This window comes from Streptomyces atroolivaceus, assembly GCF_000717025.1.
GTDB classification, from domain to species: domain Bacteria; phylum Actinomycetota; class Actinomycetes; order Streptomycetales; family Streptomycetaceae; genus Streptomyces; species Streptomyces atroolivaceus.
The window spans coordinates 1-23,175 of sequence record NZ_JNXG01000032.1 but is presented as its reverse complement, the minus strand read 5'-3'; the positions used below and the strand labels follow the sequence as shown (position 1 = coordinate 23,175).

19 protein-coding genes are annotated in these 23,175 nt (G+C 72.4%); 11 read left to right on the top strand and 8 right to left on the bottom strand.

Going from position 1 to position 23,175, the window contains the following annotated elements; genetic code table 11:
• From OO67_RS40570 to OO67_RS35040, 6 genes are all read left to right on the top strand, one after another.
• A partial coding sequence (locus tag OO67_RS40570) for a beta-ketoacyl reductase (RefSeq protein WP_033305893.1) occupies nt 1-880 on the top strand: 880 nt, incomplete at its 5' end.
• 104 nt (nt 881-984) lie between these two features.
• Nucleotides 985-2,517: an MFS transporter gene (locus OO67_RS35060; RefSeq protein ID WP_244300497.1), complete on the top strand. Its 1,533-nt coding sequence runs from the start codon at nt 985-987 to the stop codon at nt 2,515-2,517.
• 190 nt (nt 2,518-2,707) lie between these two features.
• Nucleotides 2,708-5,614, top strand: coding sequence for a helix-turn-helix transcriptional regulator (locus OO67_RS35055; protein WP_033305892.1), 2,907 nt, complete (start codon nt 2,708-2,710; stop codon nt 5,612-5,614).
• 95 nt (nt 5,615-5,709) lie between these two features.
• A complete protein-coding gene (locus tag OO67_RS35050; protein ID WP_078598548.1) occupies nt 5,710-6,252 on the top strand; it encodes a flavin reductase family protein in 543 nt (180 codons plus the stop codon).
• A gap of 70 nt (nt 6,253-6,322) precedes the next feature.
• Nucleotides 6,323-7,060, top strand: a complete 738-nt coding sequence (locus tag OO67_RS35045; RefSeq protein ID WP_341864673.1) for an AfsR/SARP family transcriptional regulator — start codon at nt 6,323-6,325, stop codon at nt 7,058-7,060.
• Nucleotides 7,061-7,129: 69 nt separating this feature from the next.
• Entirely contained in the window at nt 7,130-8,185 is a 1,056-nt protein-coding gene (locus OO67_RS35040) for an LLM class flavin-dependent oxidoreductase (protein ID WP_033305890.1), read from the top strand.
• On the opposite strand, the gene OO67_RS35035 is transcribed toward OO67_RS35040, so the two are convergent.
• From OO67_RS35035 to OO67_RS35005, 7 genes are read right to left on the bottom strand one after another with little or no spacing between them, the layout of a single operon-like run.
• Nucleotides 8,125-9,189, bottom strand: coding sequence for an LLM class flavin-dependent oxidoreductase (locus OO67_RS35035; protein ID WP_033305889.1), 1,065 nt, complete (start codon nt 9,187-9,189; stop codon nt 8,125-8,127). The genes OO67_RS35040 and OO67_RS35035 overlap by 61 nt on opposite strands.
• Nucleotides 9,190-9,203: 14 nt before the next feature.
• Nucleotides 9,204-10,922, bottom strand: a complete 1,719-nt coding sequence (locus tag OO67_RS35030; protein ID WP_033305888.1) for a dipeptide ABC transporter ATP-binding protein — start codon at nt 10,920-10,922, stop codon at nt 9,204-9,206.
• Nucleotides 10,912-11,838, bottom strand: coding sequence for an ABC transporter permease (locus tag OO67_RS35025; protein WP_033305887.1), 927 nt, complete (start codon nt 11,836-11,838; stop codon nt 10,912-10,914). The genes OO67_RS35030 and OO67_RS35025 overlap by 11 nt, the downstream gene beginning before the upstream one ends.
• Nucleotides 11,835-12,767, bottom strand: a complete 933-nt coding sequence (locus OO67_RS35020) for an ABC transporter permease (RefSeq protein ID WP_033305886.1) — start codon at nt 12,765-12,767, stop codon at nt 11,835-11,837. Before OO67_RS35020 ends, OO67_RS35025 begins: the two co-directional genes overlap by 4 nt.
• A gap of 2 nt (nt 12,768-12,769) precedes the next feature.
• On the bottom strand, nt 12,770-14,398 hold the full coding sequence (locus OO67_RS35015) for an ABC transporter substrate-binding protein (RefSeq protein WP_033305885.1): 1,629 nt from the start codon (nt 14,396-14,398) through the stop codon (nt 12,770-12,772).
• The gene (locus OO67_RS35010; protein WP_341864672.1) at nt 14,395-14,649 is read right to left on the bottom strand and encodes a ferredoxin; all 255 of its coding nucleotides are present in this window, start codon (nt 14,647-14,649) and stop codon (nt 14,395-14,397) included. Before OO67_RS35010 ends, OO67_RS35015 begins: the two co-directional genes overlap by 4 nt.
• Nucleotides 14,646-15,881: a cytochrome P450 gene (locus tag OO67_RS35005; protein ID WP_051710281.1), complete on the bottom strand. Its 1,236-nt coding sequence runs from the start codon at nt 15,879-15,881 to the stop codon at nt 14,646-14,648. Before OO67_RS35005 ends, OO67_RS35010 begins: the two co-directional genes overlap by 4 nt.
• Before the next feature lie 152 nt (nt 15,882-16,033).
• Here OO67_RS35005 and OO67_RS35000 point away from each other — a divergent pair, with 152 nt between their 5' ends.
• The 4 genes from OO67_RS35000 to OO67_RS34985 are packed head-to-tail and all read left to right on the top strand — an operon-like array spanning nt 16,034 to nt 20,328.
• Nucleotides 16,034-16,801, top strand: a complete 768-nt coding sequence (locus OO67_RS35000; RefSeq protein ID WP_033305884.1) for a 2-oxo acid dehydrogenase subunit E2 — start codon at nt 16,034-16,036, stop codon at nt 16,799-16,801.
• A complete protein-coding gene (locus OO67_RS34995) occupies nt 16,798-17,979 on the top strand; it encodes an alpha/beta hydrolase (protein ID WP_051710279.1) in 1,182 nt (393 codons plus the stop codon). Before OO67_RS35000 ends, OO67_RS34995 begins: the two co-directional genes overlap by 4 nt.
• 32 nt (nt 17,980-18,011) lie before the next feature.
• Nucleotides 18,012-18,854 carry a TIGR03621 family F420-dependent LLM class oxidoreductase gene (locus OO67_RS34990; protein WP_208861132.1) on the top strand — a complete coding sequence of 281 codons (843 nt, stop codon included), beginning with the start codon at nt 18,012-18,014 and terminating at the stop codon, nt 18,852-18,854.
• 4 nt (nt 18,855-18,858) lie between these two features.
• Nucleotides 18,859-20,328: an FAD-dependent monooxygenase gene (locus tag OO67_RS34985; RefSeq protein WP_033305882.1), complete on the top strand. Its 1,470-nt coding sequence runs from the start codon at nt 18,859-18,861 to the stop codon at nt 20,326-20,328.
• Nucleotides 20,329-20,392: 64 nt separating this feature from the next.
• Here OO67_RS34985 and OO67_RS34980 read toward each other — a convergent pair whose 3' ends face one another.
• Nucleotides 20,393-21,427 (bottom strand): 3-oxoacyl-ACP synthase III family protein, encoded by a 1,035-nt coding sequence (locus OO67_RS34980; protein ID WP_033305881.1) that lies wholly within the window; start codon nt 21,425-21,427, stop codon nt 20,393-20,395.
• Nucleotides 21,428-21,651: 224 nt separating this feature from the next.
• On the opposite strand from OO67_RS34980, the gene OO67_RS34975 reads away from it, so the two are divergent.
• On the top strand, nt 21,652-23,175 hold a 1,524-nt coding region (locus OO67_RS34975), incomplete at its 3' end, for a type I polyketide synthase (RefSeq protein WP_033305880.1).

Genomic DNA, 23,175 nt, shown 5'->3' with positions numbered 1-23,175 from the left:
CAACTACGCCGCCGCCAACACCTTCCTCGACGCACTCGCCCACCACCGCCACACCCAAGGCCTACCCGCCACCTCCCTCGCCTGGGGACTCTGGGACGAGCGCAGCACGATGACGGAGAAGCTCGGCGAGGCAGATCTGGCCCGGATGGCGAGGGACGGCATCCTGCCGCTCGGCAACGCCGAGGGGCTCGCCCTCTTCGACATGGCACTGGCGGGCCGTCAGCCGCTCGCCGTCGGGGCCGGCCTCGACCCGGCGGCACTGCGGGAGCGGGCCAGGGCGGGTTCGCTGCCGGCGCTCTTCCGCGAGCTGGCGGGCGGGAACCGGGCGGTCCGGCGTGCGGCGGGCGGCGCGGCGGACGGTGGTCCCTCGATCCGGGAGCAACTGGCGGCGCTGGGAGCTCCCGAGCGTCTGGAGTTGCTGCTCGCGCAGGTGCGCGGCCATGTGGCGTCCGTGCTCGGTCACACCGACGCGGGCGGGGTCGGCATCGAACGGCCCTTCAAGGACCTCGGTTTCGACTCGCTCACCTCGGTCGAGCTGCGCAACCGGCTGAACGCGGGCTTCGGGCTGCGGCTGCCGAGCGCGCTGGTCTTCGACCATCCGACGCCGCTCGCCCTGGCCCGGCACCTCCTGACGGCGCTCGCGCCCGCGGAGCACGACCCGGTCGCATCGGTCCTGGCCGACCTGGACCGGATCGAGGCCCGGCTGGTGGCGCTGGGCCCGGACGACGGCAGCCGGGGCCGGCTGACGGGCCGCATGCGCGACCTGCTGCTGAGGCTGGAGCCGGAGGGCGCGGAGCCGGATGCCGAGGCGGTCTCGCTGACGTCGGCGTCCGACGACGAGATCTTCGACTTCATCGACCGGGAACTGGGCGTCAACTGACGCGCGCATCAAGACAATTGCTAAACGGGGACGGTCCCTGTATCTTGCCCGAGGTAGACAACCGTGGATCGTCCCCGTTTAGCTTTCGAGGAGATGTCGAAATCATGAGTGAAGAGACCGTCACGAGCAGCGCGGGCCAGAGCCCGCCCACCCAGGACGGCGCGGCGAACCGCCGCCCCGGCATGGTGCTCGTCATCGTCCTCGCCCTCCAGACGATGCTCATCCTCGATGTGAACGTGGTGAACATCGCCCTCCCCGACCTCAAGGAGGCGCTGGACTTCACGCCGACCGGACTCTCCTGGGTCCTGAGCTCCTACCTGCTGACCTTCGGCGGGCTGCTGCTGCTCGGCGGCCGCGCCGGCGACGTACTCGGACACCGCCGGGGCATGCTCATCGGCGTCACCGTGTTCACCCTCGCCTCGCTCCTCGGCGGCCTCGCCAACTCGGCCGGAATGCTGCTCGCCGCCCGCGCCCTGCAGGGCGTCGGAGCCGCCATCGCCGCGCCGACCGTACTGGCGCTGATCGCCACCCACTTCACCGACAACAAGTCCCGGGCGCGCGCACTCGGCCTCTACGCCGCGGTCTCCGGCTCCGGTGCCGCCATCGGGCTGATCGGCGGAGGCCTGCTGACGGACTGGCTCTCCTGGCGCTGGGTCCTCTTCATCAACGTGCCGATCGGCATCGTGCTGCTGATCGCGGCCCCCATGTTCATCCACGAGACCGAGCGCAAGCCCGCGCGCTTCGACCTCGGCGGCGCGCTGACCTCGACCGTCGGTATGACCGCGCTGGTCTACGGATTCATCCGCGCCGCCGAGAGCGGCTGGGGCGACACCCTGACCCTCGGCTCCTTCGCCCTCGCGATCGTCCTGCTCGCGCTCTTCGTCTTCATCGAGACCCACGCCAAGCAGCCGATCACCCCGCTCCGGCTGTTCGCCGACCGCAACCGCGCGACCGGCTACCTCTCCCTGCTCTTCGTCATGGCGGCGGGCAACGCGATGTTCTTCTTCCTGACCCAGTTCCTCCAGGAGGTCCGGGGCTTCACCCCGATCCAGGCGGGCCTGGCGTTCGTACCACTGGCAGTGCTGATCCTCGCCGCGTCCAGCATCGCGGCCAAGGTGCTGCCCAAGGCCGGACCCCGTGTGCTGACCGCCGTCGGCGCGGCCGCCATCAGCATCGGCCTGATCTGGTTCGCCCGGATCACCCCGGAGGCCGAATACGTCTCCGCGCTGCTCGGACCGATGCTCGTCGCCGGTCTGGGCATGGGCACCCTGCTCGTGGGCGTCACGACCATCCTGATGTCCGGCATCGCACCGGAGGAGACGGGCGCCGCGTCCGGCCTGCTCAACGTGATGCAGCAGATCGGTGGCGCGCTCGGCCTGGCCATCATGGTCACCGTCTTCGGAGCGGCGAGCCGCGGCGCGGCGGACGAGGTCCCGGCCGGCCTCGACGCCAAGGGAGCGGCGGACTTCGTCCTCACCGAAGGCGTCACCACCGCGTTCGCCTGGGGCGCCGGATTCACCGCGCTCACCATCCTGCTGACCCTGATCATGCGTACCGTACCGATGGGTGGCGGCGAGGAGGCGGAGCCGGCTCCGGAGCAGGGCGCCAACCCCGCGCGCGAGGTCACAGCCCCGTAGCCCCTCCCCCGACACACCAGCGAGCCCTGGTCGGCACCTGCCGGCCAGGGCGCGTTCGTTGCGCCCCGCGCATCCCTAACGCAAAGTACTTCCTGGTTCGGACCAACGTAACAAGCCACTCGCCATGCCCATGAAGTGATCATTAGAGTGGGACACGAGATGTCGACTCCAGGGGGAAGGGACGGTCATCGTGAACAAGCCACTGGTCGCGGAGAGTTCGTCACGCACGTCGTCGGTACGCTGCAAGGAGTCATTGCTGCTGCTGAGAGCGTTGCAGGATCTGCAGAACGGCCGGGGAGGCATCGTCGAGCTCCTCGGTGAACCCGGATCGGGGAAGAGCCGGCTGCTGACCCAGCTGACCTCCACCGCGCGGGACCGGGGCGTCACCACGCTCGACGGCCGCTGCTACCCGTCCGAGCAGCATGATCCTTTGCACGTCTTCACCCGCGCACTGAACGGTCTGATGACGGCGGAACGTCTGACCGCGCTCTCACCCGACCACGCCGCGCTGCTCCGTTCCGCGCTCTGCGCCCGGCTGGGCGGAAGGGGCGACGGGCCTGCACCGCTCCAGCTCTCCCAGGCCGTCCACGCTCTGCTCAGCCAGGCCGCGGACCACGGTCTGCTGCTCGTGCTGGACGACTTCCACTGGGCCGACCCCCAGTCACTCGAGCTCGCCGACCACTTGGCCCGATGGACGTTCCGGGCGCCGGTACTGCTCGTCCTCGCGCACCGGTCCCGGCAGGCCGCGCCGTCGTTGCTCAGCACCCTCGCGCAGGGCGCAGAGCAGGGCCGGGTGTGCCGGCTCGAACTCCAGCCGCTCACCCTCGGACAGGCCGCCCGCCTCCTCGGCGTGCGCCCCGACACCCCGTGGCTGCCCTCGGTGCTCCAAGAGAGCCGCGGCAATCCGCTGTATCTGCTGGCCCAGGGCGATGCGACGCCACTGGGCCCCGGCCTGCGGACCGACCTGCTCACCGGGCGGCTGGCGCCCCTGGCGGCCGAGCTCGCCGTACTCGACCCCGCGGAGCGCCTGGTGGCGGAGTCGGCGGCGGTCCTCGGCGACCGGTTCAGCCGTGACGAGCTGTCGGCCGTATCCGAACTTCCGGTCGACGAGACGTGCACGGTCGTCAACACGCTGATCCAGCTGGACATCATGCGGCCGTTGCGCTGCTCCGCCACGCAACTGGGCTTCCGCCACCCTGTCCTGCGCCGCGTGTTGCACGACCAGACCAACCGCTGCTGGCGTTCGCAGGCTCACCGCAGGGCTCTGACGGTACTCAACCGCCGGGCGGCGTCCGCCTCCGAGCGGGCCGTGCACATCGAGCTGTCGACCAGCTCCTACACGCCCGGGGACCTGGAGACGCTGGCCCGGGCAGGTCAGGAGACGGAGCAGAGTTCCCCGTACGACGCGGTGCGGTGGCTGCTGACAGCTCTGCACGGGCTGCCCGCCTCCGAGCAGCCGGAAGGTGCGGCCGGCCGGCTCCTCGGCCTCATACCGCCGCTGGCACGGGCGCTGCGCGCGGCGAACTACCTCGCCGACGACGCCTCGCTGCGCATGCAGCTGACGCAGGGGTCGGCGCTCGACCCGGGCGAGGCGCACCGGGCGGCGGTCCGGCTCTGCGTGATCGTCGAGTGCCTCCACGGCCGGTTCAACGAGGCGGCGGAGCTGGTGACAGCCGAGCTCGGCACTCTGCGGAAGATCGGCGCGGACAACGACCTGCTGGCGCAGCTGACGATCTACCACGGAATCGTCTGCTCGCTCCGCGGCGGCGACTCGTTGCCCGAGGTGGCCGCCCAGGCGCTGGTCCTGGCCCGGGCCGGCGGCCGGCGTACGACCCTGGCCGGGGCCATGGCTCTGCACGCCCTGGGAGAACTCTCCGCCGGCCGTACCGCCCAGAGCCTGGCCTCCTACGACGCCGCGGTGCGCCAGATGGACGAGCTCTCGAACACCGAGATGCACTACTACAGCGAGTACCTGGCGCTGCTCGGCTGGTGCGCCATGGCGCTCGGCCGGCCGCGCGAGGCGGAGTCGTTCTACGAGCGCGGCACCGGGGTGGTCCGCGACTGCTCCCACAACGCCCTGCTTCCCGTGCTGCTCAGCGGACTCGCCGAGGCACAGCTCCGGCAGGGCCGGCTCGAGAGCGCTCGCCGGTCCGCCGTCGAGGCAGCGGACCTCTCGGGCTACCTGGGCGCGCAACAACTGCGTGCGCTCGCCCTCGCCCAGGAGGCGCTGTGCGTGACATATGCCGATCCGCCGGGCAGCAGCCGTGCTTCGGCGCTCACGGAGCAGGGCGTGCACACCCTGCGCCGGTCGTTCGGTCACTGGCACGGCGCAGCCGTCCTCACCCTCGGCGAGGCGCTGCTCATGCAGGGCAATCCGGACCGTTGCGTGAGCCTTCTCCTGGAGCTCGGCGGGGCCGAGCTCCGCGACCTGGACCCCGCGCAGCGCCCCAGGGCCTTCGAACTGCTCACCCTGGCCTCACTCTCCGGCGCCACCGGCAGTACCTCGATGTGGGCGGACCGCACGGCAGGCGCGGCACAGGTCCTGCGCCTGCCGCACAACCGGGCGTACGCGCTGCTGTCGCGCGGCCACGTGCTCACCGAACAGGGCGACTGGGACGCGGCGGTGACGCTGTACCAGGAGGCGGAGCGCGCCTTCGACGGCGCGCAGCTGCGGCTCCAGCGGCTCACGGCCCGGATCCGCGCGGCGCGGGCGGCGAGCAACTGCAGCCGCCCGGAACTGGCCGCGGAGCTGTGGGCCTCCGCGCAGGAGCTGGCCGAGCAGTGGGACGTCCTCCTGCTGGCCCGGCTGAGCCCGGACACACCGCTGGAGAACTCGCTGGGCCGGGGGTGCCACGCCCTGCTGCCCGCGCCGATCCCGGCGGTGACCGGCCTCGAGGTGCTGACCGACCGCGAGCGGGAGGTAGCCCGTTTCGCCGGGACGGGCCGGCGAACGCGGGAGATCGCCGAAGCCCTGCGGCTCAGTCCGCGTACGGTGGAGGTCCATCTCTCCCGCATATACCGCAAACTGGAGATCGGGTCCCGCGCGGAACTGGCTCGCCTGATGGCCGTACGTATTTCCACTGATGCCCGTACGTGATCCTTCTGTGAGCCTGAAGGCACAGCAATGAACAACTCGGGGTCCGACCGGCCCCGGTTCAGTGCCTTCAGGGGGTAGAAGTGAAGCAAGGTGGGATGGCCCGTCACCATGTCTGGTCCGCGTCCGCCACGTGTCCCGTTTCCGGCACGGCGGACGAGGGGCCGATAACAGAGGACGCGTTCCGCGGCGTTTTCCGGACACGTCCGGCCGGTGTGGCAATCGTCACAGCGATGGGTGACGGGGGGCCCGCCGGCTTCACCGCGACATCACTCACCTCCGTCTCGTCCGCCCCTCCACTCGTGTCGTTCGGGGTGGGCCGGCGCGCCTCGTCGTGGGCGACCGTCTGCGCCGCGGAGTACGTGGCGGTGCATCTGCTCGGCCAGGACCAGCGGGAACTCGCCGCCACCTTCGCCCGCAGCGGGGCGGACCGGTTCGCGCCGCCGACGCGCTGGGAGCCGGGCCCCCACGGGGTGCCGCTGCTCGAGGGCGTGCCCGCGGCACTGGTCTGCCGCAAGGTGTACGACCTGCCCGCCGGCGATCACACACTGGTGATCGCGCAGCCGATCCACGCGCTCGAGGGCGACCCGGCGCATCCACTCGTATATCTCGACGGTCGCTACGGCTCAGTGTCGCGCTGAGCGCTGTCGGTCCATGCGATATCCGGAAGGTCAACAAGACATGCGATTCGAAATCTTGGGCAGCCTGCGCATGACTGACGGCGACGATGTATTCGCCATCAGCGCACCGAAGGTGGAATGCCTTCTCGCTGCCATGCTCGTACGTGCCGAGGACGTCATTTCCACGGATCAGCTCTGCGGCGAGATCTGGCGCGACGAACCCCCGCGCCGGGCCACGGCCACGTTGCACGTGTACATTTCCCAGCTGCGCAAACTCCTGAAGCGCGCGGACCGGGGCAGAAGTCCCATCGTGACCCGGTTCCCGGGGTACGTGCTGGAGCTGGGCGAGAACACCCTGGACGCCCACGACTTCCAGCGGCTGGCCCAGCAGAGCCGGGCCGCCGCCCGGGCGGGCCGGCACGCGGAGACCTCGATGCTGTGCGGTCAGGTCCTGTCGCTGTGGCGCGGCACGGTGCTGGGCGAGCTGCGGGGCGGAGCGATAGTCGACGAGTTCGCCACGTGGGCGGAGGAGACGCGGCTCGAGTGCGTCGAGATGCGCAACGAGGCCGATCTGGCACTGGGGCGGCACCGGGAGCTCGTCGGGCCGCTGTACGCACTGGTCGCCAAGCACCCTCTGATCGAGGCCTTCCACCGGCAGCTGATGCTCGCCCTGTACCGCTCCGACCGCCGCGCGGACGCGCTGCAGGCGTATCACCACGTGCGTTCGGCGCTCGACCGGGAGCTGGGGATCAGCCCTTGCCGGCAGTTGCACGAGCTGCACCAGGCGATCCTCCTGGACTCGGCTCCCGCCCTGCCCTCGGCAGCCTGAATCAGGCCATCAAACCTCCGCCGGCCAGGCCGTATTGAAAAGTGGGGACAGTCCCCATATTCTCGCTCCATGACCACTGAACTGGGTATCAGCCTGTCGGTCCTGGACACCGCGCCCGTGTGGCGGGGGTCGACGGCGACCGAGTCCCTGCGCAACACCATCCGTCTGGCCCGCGCGGTGGACCGGCTCGGCTACCACCGCTTCTGGCTGGCCGAGCACCACAACATGCCGTCGCTGTCGACCTCGTCACCGGCGATCCTCGCCGGGCAGATCGCCGCCGCCACCACACACCTGCGTGTCGGGGCCGGCGGCGTCATGCTGCCCAACCACCCGCCGCTCGTCGTGGCCGAGCAGTTCGGCACCCTGGCCGCCCTGCACCCGGGCCGGGTCGACCTCGGCATCGGCCGTGCCCCCGGCACCGACCCCCTCACGGCCAGGGCCCTGCGCCGCCAGGCCGGCCCGCTCGGTGGAACCGACTTCCCCGCGCAGATCAAGGAGCTGGTGCAGTACTTCGCGCCACCCACGGGCGCCGCGCACGGCTCCGCTTCCGGGCGCGGGGCCGTCTCGGCCGTCCCGGCGGCCGAGACGGCCGTTCCGGTCTGGCTGCTCGGCTCCAGCGGTTACAGCGCGCAGCTCGCCGCCGCCCTGGGGCTGCCGTTCGCGTACGCCCACCACTTCGCCCCGCACGGCACCCTGGCCGCCCTGGACGCCTACCGCTCCGAGTTCCGGCCCTCCGAGCACCTTGCCGAGCCGTACGCGATGATCGCCGCGTTCGGCGCTGTGGCCGAAGACGACGCCCGGGGTGAGCTGCTGAGCGCGCCGTTGCGAATGATCACCGTCCAGTCGTTGCGGGGCCAGAACCCCTACTTCCCGCCGGCCGAGGAGGCCGCCCGCTTCTCCTGCGCGCCGGAGGAGCGGGCGGTGGTCGACCAGATGTACGACCCCCAGATCTTCGGCGGGCCGGAGACCGTGCGGCAGCGGATCACCGAACTCACCAAGGCCACCGGCGCCGACGAACTGATGATGCTCAGCGTGGTGCAGGACCACGACGAGCGCGTACGGTCCTACGAGCTGCTCGCCGAGCTGGCCGGGCTGAGGGCTCCCGCGGCGGCCGCCGCCGGCTGATCCACCGCCTCGGCCAGCAGCCGGAACGTCCGGACCCTGGCCTCCAGGCCGAAGACGGGCGCCGTCGCCAGCAGCTCGTCCGCGCCCGTCCGGGCCCGGAAATCGGCCAGACGCCGGCGTGCCGTCTCCGCCCCGCCCACGATCTGCGGTGCGAAATGGTTGTCCAGGAACTGCTGCTGCCCCTCTGTCAGCTTGTACTCGGCCGCCTGGTCGGGAGTACGGAAGAGGGTCAGCGGATTGACCCGTCCCTCCACGTGCGCCACCTTGATCGGCCCTGCCTGGTACTCGGCCTCCTGGTCCGTGTCGGCCACCACCACCTGGGCCGACACCGCCACGTAAGGCCTCTCCAGACGCGCTGAGGGGCGGAACTCCTCCCGGTAGCGCGCCACAGCGGCCTCCGTACCGGACGGGTTGAGGTGGTGGGCGAACGCGTACGGCAGCCCCAGTCGGGCCGCGAGCGAGGCGCTGGAGGCGCTCGTCCCGAGCAGCCAGACCGGCAGCGGGCGTTCCGGCGGCGGACAGACCGCGACCGGCGGCCGGGCGTCCGTACCGGAGGGCGTGAGGTAACCGATCAGCTCGGCCAACTGCTCCCCGAAGGCGCCCTCGTGGGCCGCGTCACCGGTGCGCCGCAACGCCCGGGCGGTCGCCGGCTCGCCGCCCGGGGCGCGGCCGATGCCGAGGTCGATCCGGCCCGGGTGGAAGACGTCGAGGGTGGCGAACTGCTCGGCCACCACGTACGGCACGTGGTTGGGCAGCATGACGCCGCCCGAGCCGACCCGCAGAGTCGAGGTGACGCCGGCCAGCTGGCCGATCAGGACCGGCGGCGTCGAGGTGCCGAACGCCGGCATGTTGTGGTGCTCGGCCAGCCAGTAGCGGTGGTAGCCGAGCGCCTCCACCGCCGGGGCCAGTTCCAGCAGGTCCCGCAGTGACCGGGCGGCCGGGACCCCGTTCCAGACGGGCACCGTGTCCAGGACGGACAGACGGAATCCAGCAGTGTCGTTCATGTGGCGACTCACCATCAGGAGACGTGGCCGGGCATCGAACGCCCGGCCGGGGAGGTTGGGGAAGTGCCGGGCCGTGGCAGCGCGTCGAGCAACTGTCGCGTCCAGGGGTGTTCGGGGCGGGTGAAGACCCGTTCCACCGGGCCGGTCTCGACGATGCGGCCCGCCCGCATCACCGCGACCCGGTCACTGACGTGGCGTACGACACCGAGGTCGTGCGAGATGAACAGCATGGCCACGCCGAGCCGTTCGCGTACGTGCTCGAAGACGTCGAGCACCTGGGCCTGGACCGACACGTCCAGGGCGGAGACCGGCTCGTCGCAGACGAGGACGTCGGGCTCGGGCGCCAGCGCGCGGGCGATCGCCACCCGCTGCCGCTGGCCGCCGGACAGTCCGCGCGGACCGCGGTCGAGCAGCTCGGGCCCCAGGCCCACCAGGCCCAGAAGCTCGGTGATCCGGGGCCGGTGACCGCGCGCGGCTCGTCGGCCGCCGGCGCCGAGGGCCTCGGCCACGATCCGCTCCACGGTCCAGCGCGGGTCGAAGGAGGACAGCGGATCCTGCTGCACCAGCTGGATCCGCCCCCTCAGCCCGGCGCGCGACCGCTCCCCCCGGCCGGACCAGGGCCGCCCGAGCAGGCTCACGGCCCCCTCGTCCGGCTCCATGAGACCGAGCACGACCTGGGCGAGCGTCGACTTGCCGGAACCCGACTCGCCGAGCACACCGAGCGTCTCACCGGCGCGAAGCGTGCACGAGACCCCGCTCAACGCGTCGATCCCGCCTCCGGGTGCCGGGAAGCGCTTGCCCACACCCTCCACGGAGAGCACCACCGCGCCGGTGGCCTGCCCGTGCGACACGTCCGTCCGGTCCACACCCCCGTTCCCCGCCGCGGTCGACGCGCCGGCGGCCGGGACGACGCTCCGGCGGGGCCGCCGGGCGCTCGGAACCGCGTCGAGGAGGTGGCGTGTGTACGGGTGCGTGGGCGCCGCGAGCAACCGTTCCGTCGGGCCGGTCTCCACGAGACGGCCGTCGTGCATCACGGCGATCCGGTCGGCGAGCCGCGCCACCACCGCCAGGTCGTGGCTGATCAGCAGCAGAGCGGTGCCGGCGTCCCGGCGGGCCGCGAGCAGGTCCAGGATCTGCTCCTGCACGGTCATGTCGAGTGCGGTGGTCGGCTCGTCGGCGATCAGCACGCGCGGCCCGGCGGCGATCGCGGAGGCGATCAGCGCCCGCTGCCGCTGTCCGCCGGAGAGCTGGTGCGGGAACTGCCGGGCCCTCCACTCCGGTTCGGGTACCGCGACCTCCCGCAGCAGCTCGACGGCCCGGCCGGGGCGGTCACGGCGGGTACCGACGCCGTGGTTGGCGAGCGCCTCCTCGATCTCCGCACCGATACGGCGCAGCGGATCGAGCGAGACGAGCGCGTCCTGGAGCACCAGCCCGATCTCGGCGCCCCGGATCCGGCGCCACTCCCGTTCACCCGCGGCGGTCATGTCCTGACCGTCGAAATCGAGCCTGCGGGCGTCGACGGTGGCTCCGGGGCCGGTGAGACCGGCCAGGGTCCGGCCCGTCACGGTCTTGCCCGATCCGGATTCGCCGACCACCGCCAGGCACTCGCCGGCCCGCAGGGTGAGGTCCACGCCGTGGACGACCTCTGTTCGGTGCCGCCCGTGGCCGAAGGAGATCCGCAGGTCCTCCACCCTGAGGAGCGCGTCCCCGGCGCGGGATCCGTCAACGCCCATGGCCGTCCCTTCCGTCGATCCGGCGCTGGAGGGCACGGCCGACGACCGTGACCGCGACGACCGTGACCGTGATGGCCAGGCCTGGAAAGACGGCCGCCGCCCAGGCGGTGTCCAGGTGGTCGCGGCCCTCCGCGAGCATGGCGCCCCATTCGGGCGAGGGCGGCTGCGGGCCGAGGCCGAGGAAGCTGAGGGTCGAACCCGCGATGACGGCGCTGCCGATGTTCACCGTGGCGAGGACCAGCAGCGGCGGCACGGCGTTGGGGAGGAGGTGCCGTACGAAGACGGACCCCCGGCCGCGCCCGATCACCACGGCCGCGCGGACGTAGTCGCTGTCGCGGATGGCCAGCGCCTGGCCGCGGGCGAGCCGCAGGAAGCCGGGCAGCAGGGAGGCCCCGATGGCCAGCGTGGCGTTCGCGGTGCCCGGTCCCAGGACGGCCACGACGACCAGCGACAGCATCAGGCCTGGGAAGGCGAGCAGGATGTCGGTGGCCCGCATCAGGATCTGGTCCACGGCCCGGCCGGCGGCGGCCGCGAACACGCCGAGGAGCGAACCCACGACAACGGCGAACGCCGTGGCCCCGAACCCGATCAGGAGTGAGGTGCGGGCGCCGTGCACGATCCGGCTGAGCACGTCCCGGCCCAGCTGGTCGGTGCCGAGCCAGTGCCCGCCGCCGGGCCCGGCCAGGGCGTTGACGGGGTCGATGGTGTCCGGCGGCCGGGGAGCGAGCAGTTCCGGGGCGACGGCGGCCAGAACCGCGACGGCGACGACGGCCCCGGCCAGCGCGAGACCCGCGCGCGGCCCGCGGCGGGCCGCGCGTACGGGGCGGCTCCGTGGGACGGGGGCGATTCCTGTCGCCCCCGTCGGTCCGGTCGCCCCGGTGGCGTCGGTCGCCGGGCCCGCCTGTGAGGCGGTCATCCGATACTCCTCTCGTCGATCCGCGGGTCGACGATCCGGTAGAGCACGTCCACCGCGAGGTTGATCAGCGCGAAGGCGAGGGCGGAGACAAGCACCATCCCGGTCACCACGGGCAGGTCCCGGCCGGCCACCGCGCCCGCCGTCACCTGGCCGAGGCCCTGGCGGCTGAAGACGCTCTCCACGACGACCGCGCCGCCGAACAGCGCGCCCATCGCCCACCCGGCCAGGGTGACGAGGGGAATCAGACCGTGGCGCAGCGCGTGCCGCAGCCTGATCGCGGTCTCGCCGCTTCCCCGGGCCCGTGCGGTGAGCACGAACGGCTGCTCCAGGGCGCGTTCCATCTCCTCGCGCAGCACCTGGGAGAAGACGCCGACGAGACCTGCGGCCAGGGTGACGGCCGGCAGTACCAGCCCGACGGCGCCCGAACCGCCCATTGCCGGGAACCACTTCCACCGGAAGGACAGGAGCGCGAGAAGGAGCATGCCGGTCCAGAACGCGGGGGTGGAGGCGGCGACGAGTTCGAGGGTCGAGACGATCCGCCGGACGCGCGGCCGGTGCGCGGTGAGGACCGCGAGGGTGACCGCGGCGAGCAGGGCGAGGGCGAACGCGGCGGTGGCGAGCTGGACCGTGGGCCAGAGCTGATCTCCGATCACCTCGCCGACCGGCTGCTGGAGCTGGAACGACTCGCCGAGGTCGCCGGTGAAAAGCCGGCGCATGAAACGCCCGTACTGGACGGCGAGCGGCTCGTCCAGGGCGAGCTCGTGGCGGACCTGTTCCACCAGTTCGGGCGTGGGGTTGGTGGAGCCGAGCATGCTGCGCACCGGGTCTCCGGGCAGCAGCCGGAAGGCGAAGAACACGGCATTGGCCGCTCCGAACACCACCGTCGCGGCCAGCAGCAGCCGACGTGCGAACCAGCGCAGGGGGAGCACCGTCAGTCCTCCAGCCGGGCGTCGTGGAAGAGGGGATAGGCCTGGACGTCGAAGGTCACGCCGCGCACCCGGTCGGCCGCCCCGACGAGAGTGGCCGGCGCGTAGACAGGCAAGGCCAGGACCTGCTGGTTCACCCTCGACTGCGCCTGCGCGTACAGGACCGCGCGCCGTGCGGGGTCGCGGGTGGCGGAGGCCTCACGGAGCCAGTCGTCCAGCCGGGGGTCGGAGATGCCGAAGGCGTTGGAGCCGCCCTTGTCGCCGGTCTGGCCCGAGTCGAAGTAGCTCCGCATGATGTCGGGTTCGGCGCGGTTCCAGCTGAAGGCGAGGATGTCGGCGTCGCGGCCGAGGGCCTTCTCCAGGTAGGCGCCCGGCTCCAGGGCGGTGAAGCGTACGTCGATGCCCGCACGTTTCGCCTCGGCCTGGATCCCCTGGCCGAGCAGAGCGCGCTGATCGCGCATCAGGCTGGTCATGTAGGGCCAGTGCAGCGTGAGCCGGGTGCCGCCCTTGGTGCGGTAGCCGTCCTCGTCCCGCCCGGTCCAGCCGGCCTCGTCGAGGAGGCGCGCCGCCTCGTCGGGATCGTACGGCCAGCTGCCCTCGGTCGTGGCCGCGTACCCGGTGGTCGCGGGTGTCAGGGTGCTCCAGGCGCGGTCGTACGCGCCTGAGTACAGCGCCTTCACCAGCGCGTCGAGGCGTACGGAACGCTGCAACGCGCGACGTACCCTCACGTCGTCGAGCGGTGCCCGGTTGACGTTGAGCAGCAGCGTGTACGGCGCGCCGGGCTGGTCCGCCCGCAGCAGCCGGAAGCCGTCGGCGTGCCGGAGCCGGCCGGTGTGGCTGGGCGGTACCGCGGAGGCCACGTCGACCTGGCCGGAACTGAGGGCGCCGAAGCGCGAGGCCGCCTCCGGTATGAACTCGACCGTGAGCCCGGCGGCCCACGCGGGTCCCTGATGGTCCACGCCGGCGGGTGCCCAGGCGTAGTTCGGGTTGCGGTCCAGCTCGATCCGCCGGTTGCGGGCCCAGCCCGCGAAGACGAACGGGCCGCTGCCCACGGGCTTCAGACAGGTCCGCCCGCGGTTCGCACGCAGGGCGGTGGGTGACTGGATGCCGAACGTGGCCGTCGACAGGACCTGGAGCAGCGGGGCGTACGGACGGGACAGCGCCACCCGCACGGTGCGGGCGTCGACGGCCGTCGCGCCCGTGTACATGGAGATCAGTCCGGCCGCGTACTGGGACTTGGTCTGCGGCGCGACGGTGTGGTCGAGGGTCGCCTTGACGGCCGCCGCGTCAAGAGCGGTGCCGTCGTGGAAGCGCACCCCCTCGCGCAGCCGGAAGGTGTACGTCCGCCCGTCGCGGGAGATCTGCCAGGACGTCGCCAGCCAGGGGCCGATCCGGCCGTCGGCGTCCATGGCGACCAGCGAGTCGAAGATGTTGCGGCCCAGGGCCGCCGTGACGTCGTAGGGGCTGATCTGCGGGTCGAGGCAGTCGGGCTGGGTGTCGACCGCGTACACGATCCGGCCGTCGCGCCCGTCCCCGCCGCCGGGCCCGGTGCCGCACCCGGTCGCGACGCAGGCCAGCGCGATCGCCGACAGCAGGGCCCGACGGATCACGGTGCGATGTCTGCGCGGGCTCATGCGCCCCGCTGTCCCTGGGTGGCGTCGTTCCCGGCGACGTACCCGGCAACGGGCTGGATCTTCAGGGCGGCGGCCGGGCACAGGTGCTCGGCCTGTCGGGCCAGCGCCACGTCGCCTTCGGTGTCGACAGCGCCGGTGAGCAACTGCACGATGCCGTCCTCGTCCTGGTCGAAGAGGTGCCCGGCGGTGAGGACGCACTGCCCCGCCCCGATGCAGCGGTCGGTGTCGGCGATGACCTGCACGGGGCTCACCACGCCACGGGCAGTTCGTAGATGCCCTGTACGCCGCTCTGCGCGGGCTTGATCTCCACCTGTTCGGCAGGGACGGCCAGGCGCAGTCCGGGGATACGGGAGAAGAGGAGGGTGAGTGCGCTCTCCATCTCGGCGCGTGCCAGGTTCTGGCCTATGCACTGATGCACGCCGTACCCGAAGGCGAAGTGGTTGCGGGCGCCGCGCGCGAGGTCCAGATCGTCGGCGTCGTCGAAGACCTCCGCGTCGCGGTTGATCTCGGCGGTGGAGAGCATGACGCTGTCTCCGGCACGGATGGCGACGTCGCCGACGGTGATGTCCTCGGCGGCGATCCGCATGGCCACGTCCCCGATGGAGAGGTAGCGCAGCAGCTCCTCGACGGCGAGGCCCGCGCCGGCCGGGTCGGCGCGGAACGCCGCCAGCTGACGTGGGTTCTGCAACAGCGTGAACGTGCTCAGCGTGATCATGCTGGCAGTGGTCTCGTGACCCGCCATCAGCAGGATGATCCCGAGCCGGATCACGTCGTCGCGGGAGAGCGAGCCTTCGGCCAGGTCCCTGTGGACGAGGGTGTCGAGGAGCCCGTCGCCCGGCTCGGACTCCTTCTCCTTGCGCTCCACGAGACCGGTCAGGTAGGTGCGCAGGTTCATCAGCGCCCCCGTGGCGTCGTCCTCGGTGACCTGGGGCGACACCAGCAGGGCCGACTGCTCCTCGAAGTAGCCGTGGTCCTCGTACGGAACCCCGAGGATGCCGCAGATGGTGTGCGAGGAGAGCGGCAGCGCGAGACCGCTGAGGATCTCGGCGGGCGGCCCCTGCTCGAGCATGGTGTCGACGAGTTCACCGGCGCGACGGTGGATCGACTCGGACAGCTCACGGGTGCGCCGCACCGAGAAGGCGGAGATGAGCTTGCGGCGGTAGGCGGAGTGCTCCGGCGGGTCCATCCCGACGAGGATCGTCGCCTTCTGGATGGCCTTGCGCCGGGGGCTCGGCGAGGGGAAGTCAGGCCGGCTCCAGTCGGAGGACAGGCGCGGGTCGATGAGCAGCTCACGGGCGACGGCGTGGCCGAGGACCACCCACGTGGGACGTCCGTCGTACAGCCTGGCGCGCACCACCGGGCCCTCGGCCTCGCGCAGATCGCGGTAGCCGGGCGGCGGCTGGTACGGGCACTGCCGCAGCTGCGGGAAGTCGGGCAGCGGCTCGGTTCCGGCGGCGAGGCCCACCGCGCTGGGACGTGACATGCGGGATCTCCTGCGAGCGGCGACATTCGGGCTGCGGCCAGCCTGGAACCGGGGTCTTGTGCCTCGCTAAAGCATGGCTGTGGGTGGCAGCGGGCGTGGATTCTTTAGGCCGCGCTAGGAGGTGCTTAAGCCGGGCTGCGGAGATTGGCGGGATGCATATCGCAGCCATCGCCCGGGAGCGGCGTCACACGCTCTTCTTCCTCGACGAGATACGTCCGTTCGCCCCGGTCCACCTGGACACCGAGGTGGACATGTCCGGGGTCCTCGCCCACCGTGAGGCCCACCGCGGCGACAGCCGGCTGTCCGTGGTCACGTACGTGCTCCACTCCGCGGCCCGGGTGATCGCGGCGCATCCGGAGGCGAACGCCGCGATTCGCGGCCGTCTGCGCCCCAGGGTCGCCCGCTACGGCGAGGTCTCCGGGAAGGTCGCGCTCGACAAGCGGATCCGCGGCCGGCGGGTCGTGGTCTCGGCGGTCCTGCCGGACCTGGACCGGGCCGACCTGAAGGGGATCCAGTACGAGCTGGAGCGCTACCGCGACGGTGATCCGGAGGTGATGCCGGAGTACGCCTCGATGCTGCTGCTGCACCGCCTGCCCGCGACGCTGGCACGCGCGGCCTACCGCCGGGCGGTGCGTTCACTGATCTCCCACCCCCGTTTCTTCGGCACCTTCGCGGTCACCTCGCTGGGCCATCGGGCGGTCGACGGCTTCCACTCCGTGGGCGGCACGACCGTCACCTTCGGCGTGGGCCGGATCACGGACCGACCGGTGGTCCGGGACGGCGAGGTGACCAGCGCGCCCGTGATGCGGCTGAACCTCACCTTCGACCACCGGGTCATCGACGGCGCGGAGGCGGCGGACATCCTCACCGAGGTCAAGGAGGCGCTGGAGGGGTTCTCGGCCGAGGAGGGGCTGCGATGAACGACATCGAGGAGCTGAAGCGGTTCGTCGAGGTGCACGGCCGGATCCTCGGCATACGGGGAGACCGGCTGCGGCAAGTGCTGGGGCGGATCCGGCACGACCAGGACGGCGAGCCGGGCTCCTGGGCCCGCGAGTGGACCGAGGCCGGGGTGGAACTGGAGCGCCGGGGCCGGGAGGTCGAGGCGGGGCGGCATTTCAACATCGCCCGGTTCCCGTACGTGGACGGCCCGGCACGCGCGGACGCGCAGGAGCGTACGGTCGCCTCCTTCGACCGATGGCGGTCCGGGGACGGTTCGGGCATCCGGCGGCTCGACCTCGACCTGTCCGGCGGACGGGTGAGGTGCTGGGCGGCCGGCCTCGACGCACGGGACGGGGAACTCCCGCCGGTGGTGCTGCTGAGCGGCGGCATCGTCAGTGTGAAGGAGCAGTTCGGGCCGATCCTGGCCAAGGCGTCACGCCTGGGGCTTGCCGTCGTCGCCACCGAGATGCCGGGGGTCGGCGAGAACGCGCAGCGCTACGCGGCGGACAGCCACCGGATGATCCCGGATCTGCTCGACGCGCTCGCCGGCCGCGCGGACGTGGAGCGGACCGTCGCCGTGATGCTGAGCTTCAGCGGCCATATGGCGCTGCGGGCCGCCCTGCACGACAAGCGGATACGGGGTGTGGTCACGGCCGGCGCGCCGGTCGGCGACTTCTTCACGGACACCGCCTGGCGCACCCGGGTCCCCCGAGTGACGGTCGACACCCTCGGCCATCTCACCGGGCACTCCCCCGGTTCCGTTCTGGCGCGGCTGACCGACTGGGCGCTGACACCACGGGAGCTGGCAGCACTCCAGGTGCCGGTGTCGTACACGGTGAGCGGGCGCGACGAGATCATCCCGCCGGGCGACCGGAGCCTGCTCGAGCAGCATGTGCGCGAGCTGCGGCTGCTGGTCCACGACGACGTGCACGGTTCGCCGTCGCATGTGGCCGAGTCCCGGCTCTGGAGTCTGCGGTCGGCGCTTGAGGCGCTGGGCGGGTACGGACGGCAGCGGGCCGCCCTCGGCCTGGCCCTGTCGGCGGTCCGGGCACGGGAGCGGCTGACCGGGGCCGGAGGACGCCGGGCCGGTGCGGCGGGTCCGGCCGGGGCCGGAGGACGCCGGGCCGGTGCGGCGGGTCCGGCCGGGGCCGGCGCGTGACCGGCGGGCCCGGGCCGGTCCTCCGGTTCGGGGTGAGCGAGATCTCCCCGGACGCCGACTGGCCGGAGCGCGCCCGTGAGGCCGAACGACTCGGCTACGACACCTTCGCGACCACCGACCACCTGGGGCTGACCGCCCCGTTCCCGTCCCTGGTGGCCGCGGCCGCTGCCACCACCCGTATCGGGGTCGCCACCTACCTCACCAACACCGCGCTGTGGGATCCCGAGGTGCTCGCCCGCGAGGTCGCCGGCACCGACCGGCTGACCGGAGGGCGGTTGTCCGTGGGACTGCACGCCGGACAGACCGGCAGCGCCGCGACCGCCGGGCTCACGGCCCAGGACAGGCGGGACCGGCTGGCCGAGACCGTGGACGTACTGGACCGGTTGCTGACCGACCCCGCGCACCGGCCACGTCCGCTGCGGTCCCCCCGGCCGGCGCTGATGATAGGAGCCCACGAACCGGACGAGCTCGAACTGGCCGCACGGCGGGCCGACACGGTCTGCTTCGTCGGCGCCGAGCTGCCCCCGCAGGGCGGCTTCGTCCTCGCCGGCCCCGAGGAGTTCGCCGAGCGGGTGGCCACGGTGCGCGCCCGGGCCTCGGAGTTCGGCCGGAGCCCCGAACTCAACACCGGCGTCAAGAAGATCGTCGTCACCGACGACCGGCGGGCCGCCGCCGATGCGCTGCGGCAGGCTCTCGCGCCTCATCTGACCGCGGCACAACTGCTGGACCTGCCCACCCTCCTGATCGGCACCCACCAGGAGATCGCAGAGCAGATACGCGGCGCCCACGACCGGTACGGCCTCACGTCGTACATGATCCTCGCCGCCCACCTGTACGACTTCGCCCCCGTGATCCCGCTGTTGCGGAAAGGATGAGCCTGTGACCGATCCCGTGATCGTCGTGGGCGCCGGCCCCACCGGCCTGATGCTCGCCTGCGAGCTGGGCCTGGCCGGCGCACCCGTCGTCGTCCTCGACCGGCGCGACACCCCGGACCCCCGCTCCCCCGGCCAGGCGGTGAACGCCGCCGTCATGGAACTCCTGGAGCAGCGGGGCCTCGCCGACGAACTCCGGGAGTCCGGACTACCGCTGCCCGGCGCGCACTTCTCCCTGCTCTGGCTCCGCCCCGAGCTGGTCGCGGGTCCGCACCGCGTCGGCGGCGGGCTGCTCGTGCCGCAGGCCAGACTGGCGGACGTCCTGGAGCGGCGCGCCCGGGCACTCGGGGTGGACATCAGGCGCGGCCAGGAGGTGACGCAACTCCGGCAGTCCGCCGGCTCGGTGACCCTGCGGCTGCGCACCGCCGACGGCGAGTCCACGCTGCGCGGCTCGTACGTGGTGGCGGCGGACGGCGCCAACAGCACCGTCCGGACGCTGGCCGGCATCGGTTTTCCGGGCGGCGGCTGGACCGTCTCGGGCATCGTGGGCGACGTCGTCGCCGACCTGTCCGAAGTGGCCGTCAACCATCTGGGCGCCCACTACACCGCCTCAGGCGGGGTGTACTCGGGCGCGCCCGCCGGCCCGGGCACCCTGCGGGTGATCACCACGCTCTTCGGGGACCTACCGGCCGGGCCGGCCGCCGGGACCGGGGAGGTGGCGCAGGAGGAACTGCAGCGCGAGATCGAGGAGCTCACCGGCCGGCGGCTGCCGGCGCGCGAGGTGGTGTGGGCCGAGCGGTTCACCAGCGTCAGCGGCAACGCGGAGTGCTACCGGGCCGGCCGGGTGTTCCTCGCGGGTGACGCCGCGCACTCCTTCTACCCGCTCGGCGGCCTGCGGCTGAGCACCTGTCTGCAGGACGCGGTCAACCTCGGCTGGAAGCTCGCCGCGGACCTGGCCGGCTGGGCGCCGCCCGGGCTGCTCGACACCTACCACGCCGAGCGGCACCCGGAGGGCGAGCGGGCCCGGCTGGCGCTCGACGCCCAGCTCGCCCTGATGCACCCGGCGGCCCGGGCGGCCGGGGCGCGGTCCCTCGTCGCGGACCTCAGCCGGTTCGAGGACGTCAACCGGTATCTGGTGGAGCTGGTGACCGGCGTCGACCTGCGCTACCGCTTGGGTGCCGACGGCGCGGCGGGTTCCGTGGACCCGGACCCCGTGCTCGGCGGCCGGGTGCCCGGTGCGGCGCCCCTGCTGCACGACGGTCGCGGTCTGCTGCTCCTTTCCGACGCTGCCGCGGGTACCGGCGGCGCCTCCTCGCGTACGGCGGAGGGCTGGTCCGACCGGATCGCCACCGCGTCCGCATCGGCCGCCGGGGAGACCGGCTCGGCGCTCCTGCGCCCGGACGGACACGTCGTCTGGGCCGAGGGTTCGGGAGGGCTCGAGGCGGCGCTGAAGAACTGGTTCGGCGCGCCGCGCTGAGCGGTTCGCCGGCATGCCGCAGTGCCCGCGCGGGACGCGGGCACTGCGGCATGTCCGGCGCCGGTCACTGCACTTCGAGCGCGAAACCCGCCTTGATCCACTTGCTGGACTCCACCGAGATCCCGAGAACACGATCGCCCTGCGCCAACTGCGGCAATGTGTCCTCCAGTTGGAAGAACGGCATCGCGTTTCCCGTGTTGGCAATAGTGTCCACGCGGGTGATCTCATCGGCCAGCGGCATGTCCAGGCCGTCGACGATCCGCCGCGTCATACGCCCGGAGAGCTGGGGCGGCAGCAGATAGTCGACGTCGGCGGCAGTCCAGCCCAGGTCGCCGAGGATCTCTTCGGCGATCTCCCGGGACATCACCGGGACGGACTCCTCGATCGCCTTGTAGTCCTCCTTGATGTGGGACCGGTCCGCGTCCGCGCGGTCGAGCGCCCCGGTCCACTCGACGATCTGGCCGGGCTCACGGTTGAGCCCGGTCAGCCGGTTCAGCACCCTGTGGATCACCGGCGCGCCGGTCACCTGCTCCGCGGTCAGGACGGCCGCACCGGCGCCGTCGCCGAACAGGACGAAGTTGACCAGCTCGGCCGAGTCGAGCCGTGCGAGGTCGACGCCGGGGTCGTAGTGCCGCGAGCACAGCTCCCCGCCGATCACCAGGGCCGTGCGGTGACCGCCGGTCCGGAGCATCTGGCGGCCTACGTCGAGGGCCTGGAAGGCGCCGGCGCAGCCCGACTGGAGCTGGTAGGTCGGCACCCCGTCGATGCCCAGCCGGTCCGCGACGACGTTGACGGTGGCGGGCATCAGCTGGTCGGGGGTGGCGGTGCCGAGGACGACCAGGTCGATGTCCCCGGCGCCGACGCCGGCGCCCTCCAGGGCTCGCGCGGCGGCACGGGTGGCCAGGTCGGCGAGTGTGGACCGGAGCTTCCCGGTGCCCAGATCCACCGACAGGTGACGGGCCCTGGTGCCGACGAACGCGTCGACCCACTGCTCCCAGACCGGGTCCATGCCGAAGTGACGGGCCAGGTCGGCGTTGTCCAGGGGGTCGCCGGGCAACGCGGTACCGACCGACAGGATGTGGATTTCCGAGGCTTCCATTCCGCCACCTTCTGCCGCCCGGCTGACGCCGGGCTAAAGAGCTCCTTAGGGGCTGCCTTCCGGTTCCTGCCGGGCCGGTCCACCTGACAGGCGCTGGTCCCCGGCCTGCTCCCCGGGACTCCGGCGCCGCCGCCGGGTGTCGCTTTAGGTCTCGCTAAGCAACCCGCAAGCCCCGTCGGCGACGTTGCCGAGCACGACCGTCTGGGCATACGAGGGATGGGTTCATGGCCAACGAAGCGAAACTCCGGGACTACCTCAAGCGGGTCACGACCGACCTGCAGCAGACCCGGCAGAGGCTGACCGACACCGAGGCCGCGGCGCACGAGCCGATCGCGATCGTCGGTATCGGCTGCCGCTTCCCGGCCGACGTGCGCGGCCCCGAGGACCTGTGGCGGCTGCTCGCCGCCGGCGGCGACGCGATCACGGACTTCCCCGAGGGCCGCGGCTGGGACCTCGACCGGCTGCACGCGCCGGACCCCGAGTCCGACGCCCCCGCCACCACGTACGTCGCGAAGGGCGGTTTCCTCCACGACGCGGACCGGTTCGACGCCGAGTTCTTCGGCATCAGCCCCCGCGAGGCCGAGGCGATGGAGCCGCAGCAACGCGTGCTCCTGGAGACCGCCTGGGAGGCCCTGGAGCGCTCGGGGATCTCTCCGGACGCACTGCGCGGCAGCGACACCGGGGTGTTCGTCGGCGCCATCGCCCAGGACTACGCCCGCCCCGAGGAGGTACGCCCCGAGCTGGAGGGCTACCTCGTCACCAACACCACGAGCGTGGTGTCCGGACGGATCGCGTACACGCTCGGCCTGGAGGGGCCCGCACTCACCATCGACACCGCCTGCTCGGCGTCGCTGGTCGCCCTGCACCTGGCCGCGCAGTCGCTGCGCCAGGGCGAGTGCTCGCTGGCACTGGCCGGTGGCGCGACGATCATGTCGTCCCCGGTGCTGTTCACGGAGTTCAGCCGACAGCGGGGGCTCGCGCCCGACGGGCGCTGCAAGGCGTTCGCCGCCGGGGCCGACGGCACCGGCTTCAGCGAAGGTGCCGCGCTGCTCGTACTGGAGCGGCTGTCGGACGCACGGCGCAACGGCCACCCGGTGGTGGCGGTGATCCGCGGTACGGCGGCGAACCAGGACGGTGCCAGCAACGGTCTGACGGCGCCCAACGGCCTGGCGCAGGAGGCGGTCATCCGGCAGGCCCTGGCCAACGCCCGGCTGACGGCGGACCAGGTCGACGCGGTCGAGGCGCACGGCACGGGCACCACCCTGGGTGACCCGATCGAGGCGCAGGCGCTCATCAACACGTACGGCCACGGCCGGGGTCCCGGCGAGCCTGTGTGGCTGGGGTCGGTCAAGTCGAACCTCGGTCACACCCAGGCCGCGGCCGGTGTCGCCGGTGTCATAAAGATGGCGCTGGCGATGCGCCACGGCGTACTGCCCCGCACCCTCCATGTCGACCGGCCGTCCGATCACGTCGACTGGGCCGACGGGGCGCTGCGACTGCTCGAAGAGGAACAGCCCTGGCCGGCGGCGGAGGGCAGGCCGCGCCGTGCGGGTGTGTCTTCCTTCGGGATCAGCGGGACGAACGCGCACGTCGTCATCGAGCAGGCCCCGGACGCACCCGAACCGGCGGAAGCCGAACTCCCCCGCCTTCCCTGGCTGTTGTCGGCGAAGAGCGAAGAGGCACTGCGCGACCAGGCACGGCAGCTGCACGCGTACACCATCGGCCACCCCGACGTTCCGGCCGAGCGG